General features: G+C 58.9%; 23 protein-coding genes. 15 read left to right on the forward strand and 8 right to left on the reverse strand.

Going from position 1 to position 21,516, the window contains the following annotated elements; all coding sequences use genetic code 11:
* The first annotated feature begins 37 nt into the window (after window positions 1–37).
* Window positions 38–232 carry a hypothetical protein gene (locus DIT71_RS12690; RefSeq protein WP_114613588.1) on the forward strand — a complete coding sequence of 65 codons (195 nt, stop codon included), beginning with the start codon at window positions 38–40 and terminating at the stop codon, window positions 230–232.
* Window positions 233–304: 72 nt separating this feature from the next.
* Here DIT71_RS12690 and DIT71_RS12695 read toward each other — a convergent pair whose 3' ends face one another.
* Together DIT71_RS12695 and DIT71_RS12700 are read right to left on the reverse strand one after the other, a co-directional pair.
* The gene (locus DIT71_RS12695) at window positions 305–724 is read right to left on the reverse strand and encodes a universal stress protein (RefSeq protein ID WP_114613589.1); all 420 of its coding nucleotides are present in this window, start codon (window positions 722–724) and stop codon (window positions 305–307) included.
* Window positions 725–900: 176 nt separating this feature from the next.
* Window positions 901–1,107 (reverse strand): cold-shock protein, encoded by a 207-nt coding sequence (locus tag DIT71_RS12700; protein WP_027831301.1) that lies wholly within the window; start codon window positions 1,105–1,107, stop codon window positions 901–903.
* 345 nt (window positions 1,108–1,452) lie between these two features.
* Between DIT71_RS12700 and DIT71_RS12705 the strand changes: the two genes are divergently transcribed.
* From DIT71_RS12705 to DIT71_RS18210, 7 genes are all read left to right on the forward strand, one after another.
* Window positions 1,453–1,779, forward strand: a complete 327-nt coding sequence (locus DIT71_RS12705) for an antibiotic biosynthesis monooxygenase family protein (protein ID WP_114613590.1) — start codon at window positions 1,453–1,455, stop codon at window positions 1,777–1,779.
* A complete protein-coding gene (locus DIT71_RS12710; RefSeq protein ID WP_227538093.1) occupies window positions 1,776–2,366 on the forward strand; it encodes a CPBP family intramembrane glutamic endopeptidase in 591 nt (196 codons plus the stop codon). Before DIT71_RS12705 ends, DIT71_RS12710 begins: the two co-directional genes overlap by 4 nt.
* Entirely contained in the window at window positions 2,359–2,913 is a 555-nt protein-coding gene (gene thpR / locus DIT71_RS12715) for an RNA 2',3'-cyclic phosphodiesterase (protein WP_227538094.1), read from the forward strand. The genes DIT71_RS12710 and thpR overlap by 8 nt, the downstream gene beginning before the upstream one ends.
* A gap of 87 nt (window positions 2,914–3,000) precedes the next feature.
* Window positions 3,001–3,438 (forward strand): PaaI family thioesterase, encoded by a 438-nt coding sequence (locus DIT71_RS12720; protein ID WP_114613591.1) that lies wholly within the window; start codon window positions 3,001–3,003, stop codon window positions 3,436–3,438.
* Between the two features lie 43 nt (window positions 3,439–3,481).
* A complete protein-coding gene (locus DIT71_RS12725; protein WP_114613592.1) occupies window positions 3,482–3,760 on the forward strand; it encodes a DUF2721 domain-containing protein in 279 nt (92 codons plus the stop codon).
* A gap of 3 nt (window positions 3,761–3,763) precedes the next feature.
* A complete protein-coding gene (locus DIT71_RS18205; protein WP_114613593.1) occupies window positions 3,764–4,894 on the forward strand; it encodes a GGDEF domain-containing protein in 1,131 nt (376 codons plus the stop codon).
* Window positions 4,891–5,937: a serine hydrolase domain-containing protein gene (locus DIT71_RS18210; protein WP_227538095.1), complete on the forward strand. Its 1,047-nt coding sequence runs from the start codon at window positions 4,891–4,893 to the stop codon at window positions 5,935–5,937. The genes DIT71_RS18205 and DIT71_RS18210 overlap by 4 nt, the downstream gene beginning before the upstream one ends.
* On the opposite strand, the gene DIT71_RS12740 is transcribed toward DIT71_RS18210, so the two are convergent.
* Together DIT71_RS12740 and DIT71_RS12745 are read right to left on the reverse strand one after the other, a co-directional pair.
* Window positions 5,876–6,289 (reverse strand): DUF2721 domain-containing protein, encoded by a 414-nt coding sequence (locus DIT71_RS12740; RefSeq protein WP_114613594.1) that lies wholly within the window; start codon window positions 6,287–6,289, stop codon window positions 5,876–5,878. The genes DIT71_RS18210 and DIT71_RS12740 overlap by 62 nt on opposite strands.
* Window positions 6,290–6,337: 48 nt before the next feature.
* Window positions 6,338–6,691 carry a gamma-glutamylcyclotransferase family protein gene (locus DIT71_RS12745; protein ID WP_114613595.1) on the reverse strand — a complete coding sequence of 118 codons (354 nt, stop codon included), beginning with the start codon at window positions 6,689–6,691 and terminating at the stop codon, window positions 6,338–6,340.
* 187 nt (window positions 6,692–6,878) lie between these two features.
* Between DIT71_RS12745 and DIT71_RS18025 the strand changes: the two genes are divergently transcribed.
* The 5 genes from DIT71_RS18025 (at window position 6,879) to DIT71_RS12765 (ending at window position 12,450) form a co-directional block, all read left to right on the forward strand.
* Window positions 6,879–7,601 carry a hypothetical protein gene (locus DIT71_RS18025; RefSeq protein WP_199491011.1) on the forward strand — a complete coding sequence of 241 codons (723 nt, stop codon included), beginning with the start codon at window positions 6,879–6,881 and terminating at the stop codon, window positions 7,599–7,601.
* A gap of 48 nt (window positions 7,602–7,649) precedes the next feature.
* Window positions 7,650–8,228 carry a hypothetical protein gene (locus tag DIT71_RS18030; RefSeq protein ID WP_199491012.1) on the forward strand — a complete coding sequence of 193 codons (579 nt, stop codon included), beginning with the start codon at window positions 7,650–7,652 and terminating at the stop codon, window positions 8,226–8,228.
* A gap of 136 nt (window positions 8,229–8,364) precedes the next feature.
* Entirely contained in the window at window positions 8,365–9,726 is a 1,362-nt protein-coding gene (locus DIT71_RS12755) for a glycine cleavage T C-terminal barrel domain-containing protein (protein WP_114613596.1), read from the forward strand.
* A gap of 77 nt (window positions 9,727–9,803) precedes the next feature.
* Complete coding sequence (locus DIT71_RS12760) at window positions 9,804–10,733, forward strand: methylenetetrahydrofolate reductase (RefSeq protein ID WP_114613597.1); 930 nt, start codon at window positions 9,804–9,806, stop codon at window positions 10,731–10,733.
* Window positions 10,714–12,450, forward strand: a complete 1,737-nt coding sequence (locus DIT71_RS12765; RefSeq protein WP_114613598.1) for a formate--tetrahydrofolate ligase — start codon at window positions 10,714–10,716, stop codon at window positions 12,448–12,450. The genes DIT71_RS12760 and DIT71_RS12765 overlap by 20 nt, the downstream gene beginning before the upstream one ends.
* Here DIT71_RS12765 and gbdR read toward each other — a convergent pair.
* Complete coding sequence (gene gbdR, locus DIT71_RS12770) at window positions 12,442–13,551, reverse strand: choline metabolism transcriptional regulator GbdR (protein WP_114613599.1); 1,110 nt, start codon at window positions 13,549–13,551, stop codon at window positions 12,442–12,444. The two genes, DIT71_RS12765 and gbdR, sit on opposite strands and share 9 nt — an antisense overlap.
* Window positions 13,552–13,872: 321 nt before the next feature.
* Here gbdR and DIT71_RS12775 point away from each other — a divergent pair, with 321 nt between their 5' ends.
* Window positions 13,873–15,255 carry an L-serine ammonia-lyase gene (locus DIT71_RS12775; RefSeq protein ID WP_114613600.1) on the forward strand — a complete coding sequence of 461 codons (1,383 nt, stop codon included), beginning with the start codon at window positions 13,873–13,875 and terminating at the stop codon, window positions 15,253–15,255.
* Window positions 15,256–15,281: 26 nt separating this feature from the next.
* On the opposite strand, the gene DIT71_RS12780 is transcribed toward DIT71_RS12775, so the two are convergent.
* Window positions 15,282–17,852: a GcvT family protein gene (locus tag DIT71_RS12780; RefSeq protein WP_114613601.1), complete on the reverse strand. Its 2,571-nt coding sequence runs from the start codon at window positions 17,850–17,852 to the stop codon at window positions 15,282–15,284.
* Between the two features lie 148 nt (window positions 17,853–18,000).
* Window positions 18,001–19,056 carry an alpha/beta hydrolase gene (locus DIT71_RS12785; RefSeq protein ID WP_114613602.1) on the reverse strand — a complete coding sequence of 352 codons (1,056 nt, stop codon included), beginning with the start codon at window positions 19,054–19,056 and terminating at the stop codon, window positions 18,001–18,003.
* A gap of 132 nt (window positions 19,057–19,188) precedes the next feature.
* Here DIT71_RS12785 and DIT71_RS12790 point away from each other — a divergent pair, with 132 nt between their 5' ends.
* Complete coding sequence (locus tag DIT71_RS12790) at window positions 19,189–19,590, forward strand: DUF2784 domain-containing protein (protein ID WP_114613603.1); 402 nt, start codon at window positions 19,189–19,191, stop codon at window positions 19,588–19,590.
* A 13-nt stretch (window positions 19,591–19,603) separates the two neighbouring features.
* On the opposite strand, the gene ftsH is transcribed toward DIT71_RS12790, so the two are convergent.
* Window positions 19,604–21,496: an ATP-dependent zinc metalloprotease FtsH gene (gene ftsH / locus DIT71_RS12795; protein WP_114613604.1), complete on the reverse strand. Its 1,893-nt coding sequence runs from the start codon at window positions 21,494–21,496 to the stop codon at window positions 19,604–19,606.
* Window positions 21,497–21,516 lie beyond the last annotated feature (20 nt).

Genomic DNA, 21,516 nt, shown 5'->3' on the forward strand with positions numbered 1-21,516 from the left:
CTCAAGAATGTATACCAACTACCTGGAGACTAGTCTGATGAGTAAAGCGCTGAATGGAAAGTTCACTTCAAAAGACCAGGCCAAGAACGTCTGGGACGACCTGGTCGGATCGGGAATTCCCCAGGAAAATATTTATATAGACCACGACGAGCAGGTCATCAGGGTCATGTTGCCGGCGGAAGAACGCAGAGAGATAGAGGAAATCTTCGACCGCCACGAGGTGACTTATTAGGCGCTACCATCATGGCCAGTAGGATGTGCTAAAAAGGCAGCGGAGGCTGCCTTTTTCACTTCTGAATCGCCTTCAGCGAACAATAAAGACAGAGATGTCGCTGTGCTTGACGATATCCGCGCCATTGGAGTGAATGAAGTGCAGTTTATCGCCGATGCCGGGAGCATGGGAGGCCATGACAACCAGGTCCGCCCCGGAATCCTTGATCACCTTGAGGAGTTTTTTGTCGAGCTCAACAGCGGTGTCGGCAGATTTTATGACTTGGCTCTCTGTTTCCACCCCATGAGACTGACTCTGCTCGGAGGCAAAGTTGGCAAGCTTTTCGGCCAGTTCTTCAGGGTTATGTGCTGCTTCTGAGGGCGTTGTATTGGTCACGGTCACATAGCTGATCTTGGCCTGATAGTGCTTGGCAATATCAATGGCGGTGTCCAGTGCCTTTGCTATCTTGTCTTTGTGTGCCAGATCTACCGGCACCAGTATCTTGCTGTACATGATTATCTCCAGGTGTGTCCAGAATATGATCAATCCGAACTGACTATTCCAGAATCTCAATGCATGGCCAGACTGTCAAAGCCAAAGTACCCGTTATTGATCCAGAACAAAATGGCAAATTACAGGCACAAAAAAAGACAGCCGAAGCTGTCTTTTTCAAACGTGCTGGCTGTTATTTAAACAGCAACAACGTTTTCTGCCTGCGGGCCTTTTTGGCCTTCAGTAACGGTGAAGTCGACCTGCTGGCCTTCAGCCAGAGTCTTGAAACCGCCACCTTGAATTGCGCTGTAGTGAACGAAGACGTCCGGGCCGCTTTCGCGAGTGATAAAGCCGAAACCTTTTGCTTCGTTGAAAAACTTAACAGTACCGGTAGTTGTAGACATAATCATAATCCTGAATTCGATAATTTAATGTGCCGTCAGACCATCTGAAATGATGACTGATCAGCGTTGTGCGGAAACAAAAAACGCGCGGAATCAAAAACAGGACGGGCAACTACCTAAATCAATCGAGATGCGTCTTATTCGTGAACTGCTGTGCTAAATCTTTCCTACGAGAGGCACTGTACTCTTATATTCACGGGGTTGGCAAGTTTATTTTGATAGGCGCCAATGAAAGTGCTCCAGTGCGGGCTGAATCATCCGGGTAGGGTGGGCAGTTTCATTGCAGCGGGGTAGCAGGGTAGAGTCTGCCTTGGCAACAGGAAAAGCCCACATGGGAGGCAATTGATGAAATACATTTTTGAGGTTCGCGTCCGGGAAGGGCACTCCGCGGAGGAATACGCCGATGCCTGGGTTCGGGCCAGCGAGATTATACAGCAGGCGCCGGGTGCGAGGGGCACGGAGCTGCACCGGAAGATCGATGACCCCAATGTGTTGATTGCCATTGCCAGCTGGGACAGCAAGGCAGACAGGGACGCGATGGAAGGGCAGCACAACCCGGAGGTCGCCAGCATCATTCGCAGCGCTGCGCCTTTTTGCGAGATTACGCCGATTGGTGAATTCGAAGATCCAGAATGGGTTGTGATGCCGCCTGGCAAGCGGGCTGCTGAGTGACCAGGGCCGCACAGCGTCCGCAGATTTCGCCAGCTTCGGCATTGCTGTTTCAGGGTGCAATCGGTGTGGTGGGCCTGGCAGCCATCATGCTGTTCGGAATTCCCGTCAGTTACGACGGACTAAGCCCCGGCATCGCCGTTTTCTGGGGTGTGGCCGGCAGTGTGGCGACCTACGTCGTGATCATGATGCTTACCCGGCTGCCCGGCTTGCTCACGGATCAGCTGGAAGCCCAGCTGGAGAAACTGCACCGGTTTGCCCGTGACTATTCCTGGCCAGTACTGATTGCCCTGTCGGCCCTCGCTGGCGCCGGGGAGGAGTTGCTGTTCCGGGGTGCGATACAGGGTTGGCTGGCCCAGCATATGCACGCATCGGTCGCAATCCTGGCCGCCTCGGTGCTGTTCGGGCTTGTACACTATCTCTCCTTTACCTATTTCATGGTGGCGACCGGGTTGGGTCTGGTGCTGGGTACGGCCTATGCACTGACAGACAGCCTGGTTCTGGTGATGGTCTGGCACGGCGTATACGACCTGATTGCCCTGTACTGCCTGCGCCGCTTTCCGGGATGGTTTGGAGTGCGCGTTGAATAAGACAGCAAAGCTGCGCCTGTTCTTTGGGCTGGAAATTCCGGAGTCAATAAAGCAGCGGTTGTTGTCGATACAGCAGCCCGTGGCCGGTGCGCGCTGGCAGCATGCGGATCAGTTGCACCTGACCCTGGCGTTCCTCGGCAGCGTGGAAGCACAACAGCTTTCCGATATTTGCCAGGCCGCGCGGAATCTACCGGTCAAGCCTTTTGATCTTACCGTGGCAGGGGTCGGTTGTTTTGGCCACCCTGACTGCCCGAAAAATCTTTGGGCGGGGGTGCAGCCGGTGGCGGAACTGGCCCGATTGCATGGCGCGCTCAACCAGAGACTGGCAGCGTCCGGATTCGGGCCGGAAAAGCGCAGCTTCAAGCCCCACATCACACTGGCCCGCTTCAAAAAAGCGCCAGGGTCCGTCGCCGATCTGCTGCGGGACCCTGATACGCTAGTGGCAGGTTCGTTTACGGTGAACCGGATTGCGCTGTTTGAAAGCACTCAGGGCAGGTACGGATCCGTCTACCGGGTCCTGGAGTGGTTTCCGCTGATTGCGTCGTGACGAGATTTGCCACACCAATGCCGGGAAATTCCGGTAAGATTTCGGGGCATGTCATCAATGCCTTTACGAGGACCAGGAGGAGGCCAGGTGGAGGAGCACAATAAAAACGAAGTAGAACGAATATTCTCATCGGCACCATTCATTGCCGATCTCGGCCTCGAGCCGGTTTCCATCGAATCCGGGGAGTGCCGCTCCCGACTGGTGCTTGAGAACAGACATCTGCAGCAGGATGGTTTTGTTCATTTTGGGGTTCAGGCCTCTGTGGCTGACCACACGGCCGGCGCAGCGGGCGCCTCTATGGCAAAGCCCGGCCAGATCGTGCTGACATCCGATTTCTCGCTGAAGCTGCTGAGATCCGCAAAGGGCACGCACCTTGACTGTGTTGCCACGGTGCTCAAGGCCGGCTCTTCCCTGACGGTGGTGGAGTCTGAAGTCTATTGCGGAACCCCTGATGACATGCGGCTGGTCTCCAAGGCAACGGTTACACTGGCCATCGTCAGTCCCCGTGAGGTTCCTGTCACCTAGGGGGTAAACGTCGCTGGCCCTATAAATCTGAGAGGTTTTATAAGTGAAAGATGTCTTGCGTAAGGTATTCTGGCCCGTTCTCGTTTTCTTTGAAAAGGGCGGGAATGCAGAGGGTTATCGTCCGTCCCACCGGAAAATACTTCTGGTCGTGGGTTTCCTGTTCCTGGTGCTTTCAGGTGTGTCACTGTTCTTCTCTGTCTTTGCCCAAACATTCAGCGCCATTCTTCCCATTGTTCTGTTTTTTGTCATCAGCCTGGTCTGCTTTGTGGTGGGCCTGTTGGGTAGTGACAGTGCCGTGGCCAGGATATGGGGTAGCCGGTAGGCAATGAAAACCGCAATCCCGCCGGAGAGCTTCATAGACCTGCTGCTGGATGCCGTCTGCGTGGTCGATCGCGATGGCTATGTCCGGTATGTCAGTGCCGCCAGTGAGCGGGTTTTTGGCTATCAGCCGGAGGAGATGGTTGGTCGGCTTATTCTCGATTTTGTTCATCCGGAAGACAGGGACAAAACCCGGCAGGCGGTGAAGGAGATATTGCAGGGCGAGCTGAAACCCAGTTTCGAGAACCGCTATGTTCGCAAGGACGGCTCGGTTGCACAGATCATGTGGTCGGCCCGTTGGTCCGAGGAAGAGCAGGTCCGGGTAGCGGTAGCACGGGATGTTACCGGACGCAGACGAGCGGAAGCCATGCAGGCGGCCATGTATGCGATTTCAGAAGCAGCGAACAGCTCGGACAGCCTTTCGACGATGTACCTGCGCATTCACCAGGTGGTGGATGATCTGCTCGCGGCGCTGGGCTCGCCAATCCATGATTGGCAAGGGGTGCCGCTGGCCTCTTCAGAGGAAGTATTGGGTGCAATCGAGGAGCAAAAGCAGGTTGACGACAGATGTTGTTCAGATCCGGACAGAGAGCTGCTGGAATTTGTCAGGGTACAGGTCGCGGCAGCGGTGGATCGCAAGCAAATGCATTCTCAGTTGGAGTTCATGGCCAATTACGATCAGTTGACCGGGCTGCCCAACCGTCGCCTGTTCATGGACCGGATTCACAAAGCGCTGGAACGGGCGGCCAGAGACAGGAGTTATCTGGCGGTACTTTATCTGGACCTGAATGATTTCAAGGGGGTCAATGATAGCTACGGTCACTCGGCCGGTGACGAAGTTCTGCAGACGATGGCTGACCGGCTGGCTCAATGTGTTCGCGCCTCCGACACGGTTGCCCGCCTCGGTGGCGATGAGTTCATCGTGCTGCTTTATGCCATCAAACAACCGGACGATGCCTTCAGTGTGGCTGAAAAAGTACGAGCCTCGCTCAGTGAGCCCTATGAGTTGTCCGCGGCGGATCTGACGTTGATCCCCAGTATCGGCGTTGCCGTTTACCCGCAAAACGGTGAGACCCGTGAAGCACTGATTCGCCATGCAGACATCGACATGTACCGGGTAAAAAGGGGGGAGGTGTGACCAGGCTGTTACGTGGCTTGACCACCATTCTGTTGCTGGCACCGTTGATGGTTTTTACCGCAGTTGCCGCAGCGCAGGAGTCAGCGCCCCTGTTTCCCGGGCTCGCCGATGAAGCGGCCGGGCTTGAACGCCTTCATAGCCTGGTGGTTGCTGTGGACGGCGAACCTGTGTTTTCCCGGGTCTTCCGTGGGCCAGAGCTTGATGAGCCCGCCAACATCAAATCCCTCTCCAAGACAGTGCTGTCAGCGGTGGTTGGCATCGCCATCGACCGTGGTGTTTTCGATGGAGTGGATCAGGCCATTGCCGACATACTGGCAGTCCCGGAAAACGCCAGCGACCGGATCAGTGAGGTAACCATTGGCCATTTGCTGTCCATGCAGGCCGGCCTTCAGCGAACTTCCGGACGGTTTTACGGTGAGTGGGTCAACAGCGATAACTGGGTGGATTACGCCCTCAGCCGCCGGTTTGTGGCGGAGCCGGGCGGTGACATGCTTTACTCCACCGGCAGCTACCATCTGCTTTCCGCGGCGCTCACCAAACGCACAGGGCGCAGCACTCTGGACATTACCCGAGATTGGCTGGGTGAGCCGCTTGGCATCCGCATCCGTCCCTGGCTGAAGGACCCCCAGGGCATCTATTTCGGTGGCAACGACATGCGCCTGACTCCCATGGCGCTGCTGAAAATTGGAGAACTCTACCGCAACGACGGAGTGCACGACGGGGAACAGCTGCTCTCAAAAGCATGGATTGATCAGTCCTGGACGCAGCGCGGCACCTCCAGCTACACCGACGACCGTTACGGCTATGGCTGGTTTGTGACCGACCTGGGTGGGCACCGTGCTTATTATGGTCGTGGCTACGGCGGGCAGATGCTTTACGTCTTTCCCGGTCTGGCCATGACCGTGGTGATGACGTCTGACCCACAGCCGCCGGCATCTCCGTCTTTCATGCAGCGTCAGAACGCGCTGCTGGAAGAATTTGTTATTCCCGCTTTTCCGCTTCCCCCTGTTTCCTCGCCTCAAAACTCTGAAGCTCAACGTTGATGGCATTGGTTGAGATCACTATTTCATACAGCGAATACAGCAGTGATATGGAAAGCAGTACCAGGCTTAATCCGAACGCGATGGCGCCGGCAAGCTGAGCGCCCAGAAACAGCACAAACATCGACATCGTACACACGAAAAAGCTCAGCACACCATAAGTCTGCATACGTTTTGTCAGTACGATGCGTTTGCGGAGCATGCTGATCTGCCGGGCAATCAGGGCATGATCTTCCTCGGTATCCATCTGCTTGAGCTGGCGGATAAGCTGGGCGAGCACAAGAAAGCGGTTGGTATAGGCCAGCAGCAATAGCGAAATAGCAGGAAATAACAGGGCGGGGGTGGTCAGTGTCAACGACTGCTCCTTGGTTGCGCGTACGGGTTGATCGGGTTCATTAAGGCGCTACCAGCTGCCATCGGCGATCCGCTGGCGACTCCGGACGGGCCTGTTGTAGAGATAGACCCAGGCAAGGCCGTGACGGGTCTGTATCTTTCTGCGCTGGTACAGGCTTGCCTTGTCAGCACCCGGGTCATAGCCCTCCAGCTCGTCCAGCATCGCCAGTAATGGCCCATTTATGGCGTAAACCTCAACGCTGACTCCAGTGGATGGTTTTGCCAGTGCTCCCGGATAAGGACCCAGATCGTAGAGGGTCAGGCTGGTGAGCGTGTCCGGCCCAATATAGCAGGCCTTGTCGAGCAGGTGATGGTTGCTGTAACCGCGCTTCAGCGTACCGTAAACCGCAACAATATGCTTCATGGGCTCCCTTCAGGCAGAAAAACGATGACGAGTCTAAATCGTCGGATGGGTATGCATCCAGTGGTCCAGCTCTTGATCGGCATCAATCCGGTTTATCCGGGGCAATCAGAAAAATTCATTCGCGGAATACCCCAGCCCTTCCCATACTCAGGTCACTACAAATATAATCACAAGCGGATAATCCGAGATGGCAGAGAGACAAGAGCTGGCGGGCTGGCGATGGGGCCCGTTTACCTTTCGCGTACCTTTTTATCACACCAGGTTATGTTGGTCGGAATTCCTGCAGGGGCTGTTGGTGTCGGCCGCTACGGGGCTGGCCCTGATTCCGGTGATGACCGCCTACTTCGGCCTGAGCTTCGAAGAAGCCGTGGCCCTGTCCATGGTCCACGCCTTCCTGATTGCCTCGGCGGTGATCATTTTTGGTGAACCCTATGCCGGCGGCTGGATAACGCCGGCCCTGCCATTGATCCTGGCCTTTGTCATTGGCGGCTACGAAGATCCGTCAACGCGTTTCCAGGCGATGACGGCGTTGTCCCTGGTGTTTGCCTCGCTGGTGTTTATCCTCGGCATTACCGGGTTGGGGCGGCGATTCGTGATCTGGCTACCGGATACCCTCAAGGCCGGCATCATCCTCGGCGCCTCCATTGCAGCTCTCAAACGCGTCTTTATTGATGATGCCGAGCGCTTTCTGCTGGAGCAGCCCATTGCCACCACTCTGGCCTGCGCCATCTGCCTGATCTTTACTTTCTCGGTGCCGATGCAGAAGCTGAAGGCCCGCAACCGCTTTTTTTTCATGCTGGGTGCCCTCGGTTTGCTGCCGGGCTTCCTGATTGCCGCCATGGTGGGGCCATTCGTTGGAGAGGTCAGCTTCGATATCCAGTGGGGCTTTATAGTCCCGCCGCTGGCCTAGGCGGTTGCCAAGGCATCGCCGCTGGTCAATGGCTGGCCGAGCCTGGAGATGATCGCCCAGAGCGTTCCACTGGCTCTGATTGCGTACATTATTCTGTTCGGCGATATCGTCACTGGTAATGAGGTGCTGCGGGACGGTATGAAAACCCGCACCGATGAGCATATCGATATCAACCTCAATCGCACCCACTTTTCACTGTCGATCCGTAATGCGCTGATGGGGTTCTTTGCACCGTTCTTCCCCACCCAGGGTGCGGTCTGGACTGGGGTTCACGTAATTGTGGTGCAGCGCTGGAAGCAGGGACCAAAGGCGATGGGCAGTCTGCACAGCGGGCTTGCGTCCTACTATCTGATGGGGCTGCCCTTTATCTATTTCCTGTTGCCCCTGCTGACCGGGCTCAAGCCGCTGCTGGGCATCGCCCTCTCACTCACCCTGGTTCTCACCGGCTTTGCCTGTGCCTACATTGCCATGTCCATTCCCAGGGATAATGCTTCCCGGGGCACCGTGGTGCTGATAGGTGCGGCCCTGGCGTTCTTTGAGCCCTGGATTGGTCTTCTGATTGGTGTGGTGGCCACCCTGGTGATGGTGGGCTGGGACCGCAATCCGGACCCGATCCCCCACGACTGAGAGGCTGGCACCGAGGAGGGGAGGGTTTCCCTCCTCTGACGTTTTTGGTTGCGCCAGTGTCGTATTGGTTCAACCCGATAACCTTAAACAGGGCCACATTAGAGCTATCAACAACCCGGTAAGGGGGGAGATAGCAATGGCCGTTAAATTCGAACACGCACTCAAGGAATATCCTCAACAACGGGCGGGCGCCGCGCGCCAACCCGGCAGCGTCGATCAGGCTGATCGGCGTGTTCCCGTTAACCTGCGCCAGTCCGGGCCGACACCGGTAGAGATGCTGATTTCCACGCGGGTCCGCAAGTCGCCATACTGGCACCTGTCCTACGAGGCCGGCTGCTGGCGGGCAACCGTTTACAACCGTATGTACCACCCCCGGGGTTATATCCGTCCTGAAGACGGGGGTGCCATGGTGGAATACGAGTCCCTGATCAATGATGTAACCATGTGGAACGTGGCGGTAGAGCGCCAGATCCAGGTCAAGGGCCCGGATGCGGAACGCTTTGTGAACTACGTGATCACCCGGGACGCCACCAGGATAAAACCCATGCGCGGCAAGTACGTCATCCTCTGCAACGAGGAGGGTGGCATCATCAACGACCCGGTGTTGCTGAGGGTCGCCGAAGACGAATTCTGGTTTTCGCTTTCCGACAGTGATCTGGAACTGTGGATGCGGGGCGTGAACATCGGCATGGGCTTCAACGTCAGTATTGCCGAGATTGATGTGGCCCCCGTCCAGATCCAGGGCCCGAAATCGGAAGCGCTCATGGTCGATCTTTTCGGTGAAAAAGTGAGGGATATTCCCTACTACGGACTGATGGAAGGCCAGGTTGCCGGCCATGACGTGATCGTCTCCCAGACCGGTTTCACCGGCGAGAAGGGCTACGAGATCTACCTGAAAGAAGCCACCAAGTACGCCGAGGATCTCTGGTACACGGTGCTTGCCGCCGGCGAACCGCACAACCTGAGGGTGATTGCCCCCGCGCACCACCGTCGCATTGCTGCGGGCATTCTTTCCTGGGGCCAGGACGTAGACCAGGAAACCCTGCCGTTCCAGTGCGCCCTGGCCTACCAGGTTCCGCGCAACAAGGAGGCGGATTACATCGGCAAGCAGAAGCTGGAGCAGGTTCGCGAGCAGATTGATGCCGGGCGCCCGCCCTTCAGCCACATCATGGTGGGTATCCGCTTCGGCGGCAGTCCGGTGACTGACTACGCCAATGATTTCTGGTTGATCAGTGGGCCTGGTGGTGGTGAGCCCGAGGGCTACGTCACATCGCCCTGGTACTCGCCGGAACTGGAGACCAACATTGCTCTGGCCTATGTGCCGTTTGACCTGCGCACTGTCGGCACCCGTCTGACTGTGCACCTGCCGGTGGAGTACGCGGCTGCAGACGGCTCAACCGATGTTGAGGCGGAAGTGGTGGAAGTTCCCTTCCGGCCATCGGTGAATCCCAACGCCCGCGAACGGGCGCGGGCGAAAGGTATCGACTTTGCCGACTAGCAGAACAGGCAGGGCAGGCGCTGACAGCCGCTTGATCCCTGCCCCAAGCACTCGGGGAGTGATGGGATGCGTGGCTTATGAAACCGATGAGCGAACAACAGGCGGCCAATTGCCGGGATACGGAGGCGCAGGAGCGGTTTCGTGCCCTGGTGCGCTCGGCATCCATTGAGGCGACACCGCGGCAGATCATGACGACAGAGGACCTGTCGGAGCTGCTACCCGTGGGTACCTGTGTCTATGTGCCGTTCCTGCCCAAGGGCCAGTTCAGGGAAACACTGGATGCCTGCCGCCGTCTCCTGGATCTGGGTATGCAGCCGATCCCCCATGTGCCCGCCCGGATGGCGGAAAGCCGCGGGCAACTGCGGGACTGGCTGGCACAACTGGATGAAAGCCGCGTCGACCGGTTGTTGCTGATCGCCGGCGACAGCGATTCGGTTGCCGGTCCTTTTCCGGACACCCTGGCGGTAATGGAATCCGGCCTGCTGGCCCAGTTCCGGTTTCACGGTATCGGTGTTGCGGCGCATCCTGACGGGCACCCCATGGCAGACCGGGCCACCCTGAGCCAGGCCCTCAGTATCAAACGTGAATATGCCCGAACTACGTCCACGCGGTTGTGGGTGGTGACCCAGTTCACTTTCGACGCCGATGTGGTGATCGACTGGCTGCAGAGTCTGGGCAATATCCTGGAAGAGGTGCCTGTCGATATTGGCATGGCCGGCCCTACACGGGTGAGAACGCTCATGGCCTACGCCGCCCAGTGTGGGGTAGGGGCATCTGCCCGCGCGATTTTGCGGCGGCCGGGCAGCACCCGACTGCTGCGTGCCTGGACACCGGACGCCATGGTGCATGCACTGGTCCGGTATTGCCTGGATAACCCGGAAACCCTGCTGCGGGGCATCCATCTATTCCCGTTCGGCGGGTTGCGCCAGTCGGCGCAATGGATTCAAGAGCATAGTGGGTCCGCAGAGGACCAGAGGGGACAGTTCCATGAGCCTTCAGTACAGTAAGCTGACATCCGCAACGCCCACACCCGCGGAGTTTCTGCCGCCGGGTACTCCGGATATCGAGATAGCCCGCTCGGTTCAGCCCCAGTCCATGCTGCTGTTGGCCCAGCAGCGTTTTGGCTTGCCTGCGGAGAGCCTGGTGCCTTTTGGTCACTATAAAGCCAAGCTGGACATGGCCTATGTGGATACCTCCGAGACCGCCCCCAGGGGCAGGCTGGTGCTGGTAACCGCCATTACACCAACTCCGGCGGGGGAGGGAAAGACCACCACCAGCGTAGGGCTGAATGATGGCTTTAATCGTCTGGGGGTGCGCTCTTCCGTGTGCCTGCGGGAGCCGTCTCTGGGTCCCTGTTTCGGCATGAAGGGTGGTGCTGCCGGCGGCGGCCGTGCCCAGGTGATCCCGATGGAGGATATCAACCTGCATTTCAACGGCGACTTCCACGCCATTACCTCTGCCCACAACCTGTTGGCATCGCTGATTGACAATCACATTCACTGGGGTAATGAAGCCGGCCTGGACCCGCGCCACATAAGCTGGCGGAGAGTTCTGGATATTACCGACCGTTCCCTGCGCAACATGGTCTGCGGTCTGGGTGGTGCGGCCCATGGCGTGCCCCGGGAAACCGGTTTTGATATCACCGTGTCTTCCGAAATTATGGCGATCCTGTGCCTGGCAGACGGACGGGCAGACCTGAAGCAGCGGCTGGGTAACATCATCGTCGGCCGACGTTCCGACATGACGCCGGTCACCGTTCGCGACCTGGGCGTCGAAGGTTCGCTGACCGTGTTGCTGAAGGAAGCGCTGCAGCCGAACCTGGTGCAGAGCCTGGAGCATAACCCGGTGTTTATCCACGGCGGGCCCTTTGCCAACATTGCTCACGGCTGCAACTCCGTTACAGCGACCCGCGCTGCCCTGGCCCTGAACGATGTGGTGGTGACCGAAGCTGGCTTTGGTGCCGACCTGGGGGCGGAAAAGTTCATTGATATCAAGTGCCGTCACACCGGCCTGCGCCCGGACGCTGCAGTAATCGTCTGTACCATTCGGGCTCTCAAGATGCAGGGTGGTGTTCCCCGCAGCCAACTGGGCATTCCCGACCTGGTGGCGTTGCGAAAAGGCGCCGCCAATCTGGAACGGCATATTTGCAACCTCAAGCAGTTCGGGATAACTCCTGTGGTATGCATCAACCGGTTTCCCGACGACACCGGGGAGGAAATGGCACTGGTTCAGACCATCAGCGAAGACCTTGGGGTACGGGCAGTACCGGCGGACCATTGGGCAACCGGGGGGGAAGGCGCTATGGAACTGGCTCAGGCGGTGCTCGACCAGATGGACGAAGGCACGCCCGAGATCCGATTCCTCTATGAGGACAGCCTGCCGCTGGAAGACAAGATCCATACCATTGCCACTCGCATCTACCATGCGGGAAGTGTGGAATTTACCACCGTGGCCAGGCGGCAACTGAAGGAATACGAAAGCCTTGGCTTTGGCCATCTGCCGGTGTGTATCGCCAAGACCCAGTACAGCTTTTCCGCGGATTCGTCACTCAAGGGTGCGCCGGTCGGGCACATGTTGCCAGTCAGGGAAGTGCGGCTTGCTGCGGGAGCCGGATTCGTGGTGGCGGTCTGCGGCGATATAATGACCATGCCGGGCCTGCCACGTCGCCCGGCAGCCATGGACATTGCCCTGGATGATAATGGCTTGGTGGTGGGGCTAACCTGAATCGGTGCACTCGAATGTGCCGTAGGTGGGCTCGGTACGGGCACGTTTCAGGGCCTGTGATGACGAGGACGGCAAGCTGGCCATGGTATCGATCACGGTTTCGCTGTTGCCCTGTGTCAAGCCGTCCAGCCGATCATATTTCGGCGCCCGCCCCATGATTTTGCGATAGCAGCGGCTGAAATGGGTAGCGGAGACAAAGCCGCACATGGAAGCAATCTCAACGATAGAGCAGGAGGTTTGCTTCAGGAGCCGGCGGGCCCGGTTGAGCCGCACCCGCAGGTAATAGCGTGAGGGGGTGCAGCCCATGTGTTTGAGGAATAGCCGCTCCAGCTGCCGGCGTGATATCCCCGCCAGTGTCGCCAGTTCCTGCAGTTCGATGGGCTCTTCGATATTGGCTTCCATCAACTGGGCGGCTTCGGCCAGCTTGGGCTGCGCCCGGGCCAGTCTCGGATGCATGGGCATGGGCTGCTGTTCACTCTCTTCCCGCACCCGGTCACAGACAAACATGTGGGCTATCGCATTGCTCAGCTCCTGACCATGACGTCGTGCCAGGAAGCTGAGCATCATGTGCATGGGTACGGTACCACCGGTGCAGGTCATGCGTTCCCGTTCGACGGTGAACAGGCGGTTGTTGGTCTGGACTCTTGGAAAACCCTCCTGCATCGCTTCCAGGCACTCCCAGTGGGCGCTGCAGGCATGGCCGTCGAGCAGGCCCGCGCTGGCCAGCACATAAGGCCCGGTGCAGACTGCGCCCAGCAGAACATGCCGCCTGGCCATCTGTTTCAGCCAGCTGACTTCCTTGCGGGAAAAACTTCGGGTGACGTCAATGCCGGCAACCACCATCACCAGGTCAAAGCTGTGTGCTTCGTCAATGGAGGCATCCGGTACCATGGTGATGCCGTCGCTGGCACGGGCGAAGTCGCCCGTCGCGGTCAGCAGTTTCCAGGAATAGAGTTCAGTGCCTGCCAACTGGTTGGCAACACGCAAGGGTTCAACGGCGGTGGCAAGCGCGATGAGAGTGAAGTTCTCGATCAGCAGAAAACCGACCCGGTAGGGCTCTTGAGCCGGCCTGTTTGTGAGCGGGCCTGTTGCTGTGGTCACGATTAACCCCCTTGCCCCGTCCGGGACCGGCGCGGCAGTCAATACCCGGAGTTTTGTTATTGACCCCCACTGCCTGAACACTAGTTGTTGCACCTTGATAGTGCAATTTGATAGTGCAATAAGTGAACAGTTCCATTGTGGCTTCATTCTGGGGCGGTGGCCAGACCTGCAATGGTCCACATGCGACACCCCATGCTTCAGCATGGTCCCGGCGCGACTTCCCGTCTGTCGTAAATCAGCACTCCTGTGTCGTCGGCGAGCATGCGGCCGGACCGTGGCGGCGTTATTTTCTAAACAGATCCCCCGGCAGGAGTCGGAAAATTGTCGATCAGTCTGTTCGAGCTGTTCAAGGTAGGCGTTGGTCCTTCCAGTTCTCACACCGTGGGGCCCATGCTGGCCGCGCAACGGTTTGCAGGGGCTCTGGAGGCAGAGGGTCTGCTGACATCGGTGAAGCGGCTCAAGGTGTCGCTTTATGGTTCTCTCGGTGCCACCGGCAAGGGCCATGGTACCGGCCCCGCGGTCATGATGGGGCTGGAGGGGGAAAAGCCTGACCTGATCGATTCCGAGGAAATGCCGGCCCGCCTTGAACAGATTCGGGAGGCCGGGGCCCTGTCGATTGCAGGGCAGCACTGGGTTCGCTTCCGCGAATATACCGATCTGGTTTACCACCGTCGCAAATCACTGCCTGGACACCCCAACGGCATGACCTGCCAGGCGTTTGACGATGACGGGCAGTGCCTGTCTGAAAGGACCTATTACTCGGTGGGCGGCGGATTTGTGGTGGATGCAACCATCGCAGGCACCCCGGAAATTCGCGAGGACAACACCCCGCAGCCCTATCTTTTCTGCAGCGGCAAGGCGCTGCTGGCCCTCTGCCGGGAACATGGCCTGACCATCGCCGACATCATGTATGCCAATGAGCAGGCCTGGCGCACACCGGATGAAATCCGTAGCGGCATTCTGGAGCTCTGGCGGGTAATGCGGGCCTGTGTACAGAGTGGTATCCGGCATGAGGGAGAGCTGCCCGGCGGTCTCAGGGTGCGGCGCCGTGCCGCGTCACTGTACCGGTCGCTGATGGACAAGCAGCGGGTGGATCTGATTTCCCCATCCCTGAGCGCCCTGGACTGGGTCAATCTTTACGCCCTGGCCGTCAATGAGGAAAACGCCGCCGGGGGGCGGATTGTAACGGCGCCCACCAATGGAGCTGCGGGGATTATTCCGGCGGTGCTCCACTACTACTGGGAGTTCTGCCCGCAGGCGGACGAAAACGGCATTGTGCGTTTCATGTTAACCGCCGCGGCGATAGGCCGGCTGTTCAAGGAAAATGCATCCATTTCGGGAGCCGAAGTAGGGTGCCAGGGCGAGGTTGGTTCCGCCTGTGCCATGGCGGCGGCCGGGCTTGCGGCGGCGACCGGCGGTACCCCGGAGCAGGTGGAAAACGCCGCTGAAATTGGCATGGAACATCATCTGGGCATGACCTGTGACCCCATTGGCGGGCTGGTGCAGATTCCCTGCATCGAGCGCAACGCCATGGCTTCGGTGAAGGCCATCGACGCTGCCATCATGGCCCTGCGGGGTGACGGCCAGCATTATGTTTCCTTGGACAAGGCGCTGCACACCATGCGGGAAACCGGCCGCGACATGCTGGACAAGTACAAGGAAACCGCAAGGGGAGGGCTGGCGGTCAACATCATTGAATGCTGATCACCAGCCCCGTTCGGGGAACCCGCTCAGGACCTGACCCGTTCGTTGTCCGGATCAAACAGCGCCCGGTAACCGACCGCCTCGATACGGATGGGATAGTGCTCCTGGAAATATTCCAGGGTCAGTTCCCTGCCTTCCTGGGCGTATTCCACAGGAATATAGCCCAGCAGGATGATCCTGCCGACAGACGGTCCCCAGGCTGCGCTGGTGCTATAGGAGCGCCGGCCGTGACTGTCCACCAGTACGTCGCCGGTTTGCGGGTCCAGGATCGGCCACTGGCCCACCGGATAACGAAGCACGTCATTGGCGTCCCGGTGCTCGGTCATGGTCATGGTGCACAGGTAGGCTGCCTGGCGGGGCCATTCCCGCTGCTCCAGGTAAGCGGCTTTGCCGTGGAAATCGGCGTCCTTGACCTTCGGCCTTTGCAGCCCCGCCTCATACAGGTTGTATTCCGTCTCCAGGTCCACGTTCTGCAGCCGCAGGCTCTTCTCCAGGCGCCGGGTGTTGGCGTAGGTTTCTATGCCTACCGGGGTAACGCCAGCCTCGAATAACAGATCCCATATCCGCAGGCCATAACTGAACGGGAAGTAGAGTTCCCAGCCCTGCTCGCCCACATAGGAAATCCGGAAAGCCCAGACCGGCACACCCTGAACGTTCAGCTCCCGCGCGGTGGCAAACGGGAAGTTCTCTGCAGACAGTTCGTCCGGGTCAGAAACCAACTGTGCCAGAGTTTCACGGGCCTTGGGGCCCCAGAGCCCCAGGGTCGCCAGCTCATCGGTGCGATCCTGCACGTGGATCTCGCCCAGGCCTTTCTCCCTGGCCATGCGGGTGATCCAGCAGTAGTCCCGGTGGCCGGTATCGCCGCCGCAGACCACCCGATAATCGTTGTTACTGCGGCGAATGATGGTGAGGTCGGAACGGATGCCGCCACGGGCATCGAGAAAGTGGGTGTAGACGCCTTTGCCATGGGGCGTGGTGCCGCCCACTTTGGCCACCGACAGGTATTCCAGCAGCGCCTCCGCGTCGTTCCCGGAGATGTCGAAGATGGCAAAGTGGGACAGGTTGATCATGCCCACCGATTCGCTCATCTCCAGTTGCTCGGCGTTCGATACCTCCCAGAAATGCCGCGCATCCCACTCATGTTCCCTCACCGGAATTCGGTCGCGGTACTTTGTCAGCAGGGTCGATTCGTTGGCGGCGTAGCCGTGGGCCCGCTCCCAGCCGGCGGCTTCCATGAAATAGGCGCCCAGTTCAACCTCCCGCAGGTAGAAGGGGCTGGTTCGCATCTTGCGGCTGCTCAGGTAGGGCTCCCGGGGATGAACCGCCGGGGTGTAGATTTTCTTGGCGGTCTCGTAGCAGCGGTTGTAGACGTAATCCGGGGTTTTCTGCAGCGGGTAGTGGCGGGCAATATCAATGCTGTGCGGGTCCATCTCCGGAGAGCCATGGGTCATCCAGTCCGCCAGAATTTTGCCCGCGCCGGGGCCATCCTTGACCCAGACGGCCTCGCAGAACCACAGGTTGCGTACTTCCGGGGATTCGCCCATCAACGAGCCACCATCAGGCGTTACCGACAGCAGGCCATTGAAGGAGTGCTTTTCCTCCCAGCCCAGCTCGCCCAGGATCGGGGTTATTTCGATGGCTTTTTCGTAGGCGTCCATCACCTGTTCCAGGGAAAGGTCCCGCATGGAGGGAGACATCCTCGCCTCGCCAGGCTCGGCAATGGCGCTGGGATAGACCAGTCGCGGGTTTTCGGCTTCATAATAGCCCCATTCGATACGACCCCCTTCTGTGGTGGTGGGGTCGCCGGTGTCACGCACATAGGCAGAGTTGCCCTGGTCGCGAAACAACGGGTAGACAATCTGTTTGCCGGTGCCAGCCAGCTCTTGGTAGGGGCCGAAGAACAGCAGCGGGTGCTCCAGCGGCATCAGCGGCAGCGGCGAATTGGCGGTGTCGGCCATCAATGGTCCCCAGATCCCCATGGAGAGCACGACGTAGTCGGTTTCGATGTAGCCTTTGTGGGTTTCAACGCCACGTACCTGGCCGTCCTGGACATCAATGCGGACGGCCGGTGTATAGGCGAAGGCCTGCAGTTTGCCGGTAGCGACCGCCTCTTCCACCAGATCGCCGGCGACTTTCTGGGAGCGGGGCACCACCAGGCCGGCATCCGGATCCCACATGGCGCCCTGGATCCGGCTTTCGTCCAGCAGCGGAAACAGCTCTTTTGCCTGGCCCGGCGAAATCATGCTGACGCTGGTGCCAAAAGCTTTCCCGGAACCAACCTTGCGACGGAGCTCATCCATGCGCTCGTCATCGTCGATCCGGGCCACCTCCATGCCGCCACACTTTACATAATTGCCACGCTTCTCATAAAACGCCTGGCTGTATTTGGTGGTGTAGATGTTCAGCTTCTCGTGGGAGGTGGTGAAGCAAAAGTCCGATGCGTGGGACGTGGAGCTGATGTCCGAGGGAATCGCGGACTTTTCCAGCCCGACAATGTCGTCCCAGCCCAGTTCAATCAGGTGGTGGGCTACCGAGGACCCGACGATACCGCCCTGGCCAATAATGACGACTTTTGCGCGTTTCGGTAATTGTGCCATCTCGATTCCCCCTTTACCCACATTGGACGCCCGCGGGCGCAGCGCCACGGCCTTGATTCAATGTGGCCCTGATCGGGCCGGGGTGGTAAATCCAATACGACACCAAGTCGTCCAAAAGCGTCAAGGCGATGGGCAGGGCCGATAGCCCTCACCCCGGCTCAATTCTTTGCAGGAAATCACCGATGTGTTCAAAGGCCTCGTCCGCTTCCGGTAAAAAATCTGGAAACATGTGCCACACGTGCACCATGCCGGGCCAGGTTTTCAGCTCAACCGGCGAGCCCGAATCCTTCGCCTTATTGGCATAGCGGCGGGCATTATCCAGCAGCATTTCCGAGTCGCTGGCGTGGATCAGGACGGGTGGCAGGTTTTCCAGATTACCCCGTAACGGCGAAGCCTGCGGGCTGGATGGGGACAGGCGCATGCCAAAGAAGCTCAGCCACCAGAGCACCGGCAGCGGTACCCGCATCAGGTTGCCGAAGGAGGGGCCAAGCAGCGGGTCCGTCTTTACGTTGAGGCGGTTGCTGGGTGCGGTCAGCGTGAGATCGGTCGACGGTGACAGGGCGATGGCGGCATCCGCCTGGCGCAGGCCATGGTCACGAATCCAGGCGATCAGCACCAGGGCGTGGCTGCCACCGGCGGAGTCACCGGCCACCACAACAAATTCGGCGGGTTCGGGGCCGTCGGGGCCATGTTCCAGTATCCACTGATAGGCCTCCTGACAGTCCCGCAGCCCATCGCGGTAGCGATGCTCCGGCAGCAGCCGATAATCCACCGCAAACACCGCTGCATTGGCGACTTGCGATAGCCGGTCGGTGATGGTGCGGTGGCTAAGGGGACTGCCAGCCATCCAGGCGCCACCGTGAATGTAAAGCAGTCGGCGCCGGGTGTTCACTCCTGGTGCCAGTACCCATTCCCCTTTTGGCGCATTCGCCCCGGAAGGCCGGAACTCAGAGGCAAAGTCACGTCCCTCGCTGAGCCGGTCCATATGCTTGCGCAGTGCCCTGATCCGGGCTCTGCCGCGCAGTCCCCGTGCTGAGCGGCTCATGTCCCTGATGGTTTGCAGCACCTGGTGATGGCCGGCGCTGGGAACGTAATCCTGTTTCGGAAAGCCGTCCCGGTCCAGGTGCGCGAGGTTTTCACCGCGAAGTACCACAACGGTTATCAGAACAATGAGCAGCAGTAGCGCCAGTACAAACCAGATCATGAATCAGCCTTTGGACAATCGAAGTCTTGGGATACCGGAGTTTTCGCCTATTTCCCCGCGAAAGTAAACATTTGAAATCAGGCCCTCAGGACGTGATCATGGGGGCATTCCAACGCAGGGTAGACGTTCGTCATGGCTGCTGTGTATCAGGTTCTTGCCGACACCGTCCTGGCCGTTCACGTGTCAGTGGTGGTCTTTGTTGTTATGGGGCTGGTTCTGGTGCTGGCGGGCAACCGCCTGAACTGGCGCTGGGTGAATAACATCTGGTTCCGGCTCGCCCATCTGGGTGCCATTGGAGTGGTGGTGGCGGAAGCCTGGCTGGGAGTTGTATGCCCGTTGACTACGCTGGAGATGTGGCTGCGCTCGAAAGCGGGCGTGGAGGGCTACAGTGGCAGCTTTATCGAGCACTGGCTGCAACAGATTCTTTACTACGACGCACCCGCGTGGGTGTTTGTCACAGCCTACACGCTGTTTGGCCTGCTGGTAGTGGTTGCCTGGTGGCGCTTTCCGCCGCGGCACAGAAAACGCGACTGACACGGGAGTGTGTTCAGGCGCGCTGACGCTCGGTTCCCTCCAGAATCTCGCGGATCTCCGGGGCCGAGAGTGTTTCTTTCGCAAGCACGGCCTCGGCCAGGGCCTCGAGCTGCTGACGGTGCTCGCAAAGGAAGTTCAGCGTGGCCTTTTCAAGTTCGATCAGTTTGCCCTGGACCTCGACGTCGATCAGTTCCGCCATGTGTTCACTGTATTCCCTGGGCTGGCCCATTTCCCGCCCCAGGAAAACATGCTCTTCACCAATGCCCAGTCCCAGCGGGCCGATTTTTTCACTCATGCCCCATTGGCCAAACATCCGCCGCAAAAGCTTGGTTGCCTCTTTGAGGTCATTCTGGGCGCCGGTGCTTACCTCACCGTAGATCAGTTTTTCTGATGAACGCCCGCCCAACATGACCTTGATACGGTCGGTCAGATAGCTTTCCGTGTAGTTATAGCGGTCCTCTTTGGGTGTCTGTTCGGTCACACCCATTGCCATACCGTGGGGGATGATGGTGACCCTGGTGAGGGGGTCGGCCTTGGGCATGTAATAGGCCATCAGGGCATGCCCGCACTCGTGGTAGGCGACCACCTGTTTTTCTTCCTGGGTCAGTTCCGCGTCGCGTTCCTCCCCCAGCACAATGCGGTCGCGGGCGTGTTCAAAACAGTCACTGTTGACCTTTTCCAGGTTCAGCCTTGCAGCCGTCAGGGCTGCCTCGTTAACCAGATTTTTCAGGTCAGCGCCGGAGAAACCGATGGTGCGGGCGGCTATTTCCCCGAGCTCAACACTGCTGTCCAGGGGGACTTTCCTGACGTGAACTTCCAGAATGGCCTTCCGGGCTTCCTTGTGGGGCATGTCCAGGGTCACCTTGCGGTCAAAACGGCCCGGGCGCAACAGGGCGCTGTCGAGCACATCCGGGCGGTTGGTCGCCGCCAGCACTACCACGCTTTCGTGGCCTTCAAAGCCGTCCATTTCCGTCAGGATCTGGTTGAGAGTCTGCTCCCGTTCATCGTGGCCGCCACCAAAGCCCGCGCCCCGGGAACGGCCAATGGCATCCAGTTCATCAATAAAGATCAGGGCCGGTGCCTCCTTGCGGGCGGTATCGAACATGTCGCGGACCCGTGCTGCACCAACACCGACGAACATCTCGATAAATTCAGACGCACTGATGCTGAAGAAGGGCACATCCGCCTCGCCGGCAATTGCTCTGGCCAGCAGGGTCTTACCGGTTCCGGGTGGACCTACCAGCAGGATACCCGTGGGCATATCCGCGCCCAGGGCCTTGTATTTCCCGGGATTGGTCAGGAAATCTATGATTTCGGTGATGTCGCGCTTTGCGGATTCGATCCCTGCCACGTCTGACAGGCTTGTTGTGGAGAATTGCTTTTCCACCCGGTGGGCCCTGGAGCGGCTGAAGCCCAGTGCGCCCCCTCCGCCTTGCATCATGCGCCGCTGGGCGTAGGACCAGAACCAGAACATCAGCCCGAGGAACAGCAACCAGGGCAGAACGCTGGTCAGCACCTGTTGCCACACCGGGGGCTCTGCGGGCATGGCGCTGACGGTAACGGCGTGGGATTCCAGCAGCGGAAGCAGGTCGGGGTCCTCGATCGGCGGGCGAACGCTGTGGAAACGGAGGGAATCGCTGCTTTCACCCCAGGCGCTGCCGCCTTCCTCGGTCAGCTGGCCTTCAATGTGGTCGGCCCGAAGGGTGACTGTTTCAACATGATCGTTGGCGACGGCTTCCTTGAACTGTGAGTAGGGCAACTCGGCAACCGTTGGCTGCTGACTTCCTTGTTGCAGCCAGAAAAACATCAGAATGATTGCAGCACTCAGCCATAAAAACGAGTATTGGGAAGGTATCTGTGGATTTTGCGGTTGTTCCGGCTGCTGGGGCTTTTGTGTCTGGGTCATGGTGTTCCGTCTTTATGGCT

The sequence above is a fragment of the Marinobacter vulgaris genome (assembly GCF_003344045.1).
Classification (GTDB): Bacteria; Pseudomonadota; Gammaproteobacteria; order Pseudomonadales; family Oleiphilaceae; genus Marinobacter; species Marinobacter vulgaris.

Bases quoted from the DNA above. Each gene is read 5' to 3' on its own strand.
- DIT71_RS12700 (WP_027831301.1), bottom strand. From the start codon at position 1,107: ATGTCTACAACTACCGGTACTGTTAAGTTTTTCAACGAAGCAAAAGGT.
- DIT71_RS12765 (WP_114613598.1), top strand. From the start codon at position 10,714: ATGAGCCTTCAGTACAGTAAGCTGACATCCGCAACGCCCACACCCGCG.
- DIT71_RS12695 (WP_114613589.1), bottom strand. From the start codon at position 724: ATGTACAGCAAGATACTGGTGCCGGTAGATCTGGCACACAAAGACAAG.
- DIT71_RS12745 (WP_114613595.1), bottom strand. From the start codon at position 6,691: ATGAAGCATATTGTTGCGGTTTACGGTACGCTGAAGCGCGGTTACAGC.
- DIT71_RS12760 (WP_114613597.1), top strand. From the start codon at position 9,804: ATGAAACCGATGAGCGAACAACAGGCGGCCAATTGCCGGGATACGGAG.
- DIT71_RS18025 (WP_199491011.1), top strand. From the start codon at position 6,879: ATGGCAGAGAGACAAGAGCTGGCGGGCTGGCGATGGGGCCCGTTTACC.
- ftsH (WP_114613604.1), bottom strand. From the start codon at position 21,496: ATGACCCAGACACAAAAGCCCCAGCAGCCGGAACAACCGCAAAATCCA.
- DIT71_RS12785 (WP_114613602.1), bottom strand. From the start codon at position 19,056: ATGATCTGGTTTGTACTGGCGCTACTGCTGCTCATTGTTCTGATAACC.
- DIT71_RS12705 (WP_114613590.1), top strand. From the start codon at position 1,453: ATGAAATACATTTTTGAGGTTCGCGTCCGGGAAGGGCACTCCGCGGAG.
- DIT71_RS18030 (WP_199491012.1), top strand. From the start codon at position 7,650: ATGATCGCCCAGAGCGTTCCACTGGCTCTGATTGCGTACATTATTCTG.
- DIT71_RS12690 (WP_114613588.1), top strand. From the start codon at position 38: ATGAGTAAAGCGCTGAATGGAAAGTTCACTTCAAAAGACCAGGCCAAG.
- DIT71_RS12790 (WP_114613603.1), top strand. From the start codon at position 19,189: ATGGCTGCTGTGTATCAGGTTCTTGCCGACACCGTCCTGGCCGTTCAC.
- DIT71_RS12755 (WP_114613596.1), top strand. From the start codon at position 8,365: ATGGCCGTTAAATTCGAACACGCACTCAAGGAATATCCTCAACAACGG.
- DIT71_RS18205 (WP_114613593.1), top strand. From the start codon at position 3,764: ATGAAAACCGCAATCCCGCCGGAGAGCTTCATAGACCTGCTGCTGGAT.
- DIT71_RS12780 (WP_114613601.1), bottom strand. From the start codon at position 17,852: ATGGCACAATTACCGAAACGCGCAAAAGTCGTCATTATTGGCCAGGGC.